Here is a 757-nt window from a genome sequence, read left to right on the forward strand (position 1 = left end):
CCGTCATGGTCTCCCTCGCAGCACAATGGCGCGCCACCGGAGTACACCCCACCGCCGTCATCGGACACTCCCAAGGAGAAATCGCCGCCGCCACCGTCGCCGGCGCCCTCTCCCTCTCCGACGGCGCACGCGTCGTCGCCCTGCGCTCCCAACTCATCGCCCAATACGCCGGCGACGGAGGCATGGCCTCCCTCGCCCTCCCCCGAACCGACGCCGAACACGCCGCCACCCGCTTCGGACTCGAAGTCGCCGCCGTCAACAGCCCCACCACCACCGTCCTGTCCGGCCCCGCCCACGCACTCGACCAACTCACCGCATGGTGCGACGAACACGACATCCGATGCCGACGCGTCCCCGTCGACTACGCCTCCCACTCCTCCTTCGTCGACATCATGCACGACCAACTCCTCGAAGCCCTGGCACCCATCACACCCGTCGACGGAGACGTGCCCCTCTACTCCTCACTCACCGCAGGACTCGTACCGGGCAGTGACCTCGACGCGCAGTACTGGTTCCGCAACCTGCGCCACACCGTCGAATTCGAAGCCGCCACCCGCGCGGTCACCGAAACCGGCGTGTCCGCCTTCATCGAGATCAGCCCCCACCCCGTCCTCACCCTCCCACTCCAGCAAACCCTCCAAGACCTGCCCGACCTCCAGCCCGTCGTCCTCGGCACACTCCACCGCGACCACGGCGACCCCCACGACTTCAGCCACTCCGCCGCCACCGCCTACACCCACGGCATCCCCCTCCGACC

1 protein-coding gene is annotated in these 757 nt (G+C 68.8%); it reads left to right on the forward strand.

The features are described from left to right. On the forward strand, positions 1-757 hold a 757-nt coding region (locus tag CCN29_RS34270), incomplete at both ends, for an acyltransferase domain-containing protein (RefSeq protein ID WP_143661476.1).

Origin of the sequence: Streptomyces pseudogriseolus (assembly GCA_002154585.1) — a bacterium.
Taxonomy (GTDB): domain Bacteria; phylum Actinomycetota; class Actinomycetes; order Streptomycetales; family Streptomycetaceae; genus Streptomyces; species Streptomyces pseudogriseolus.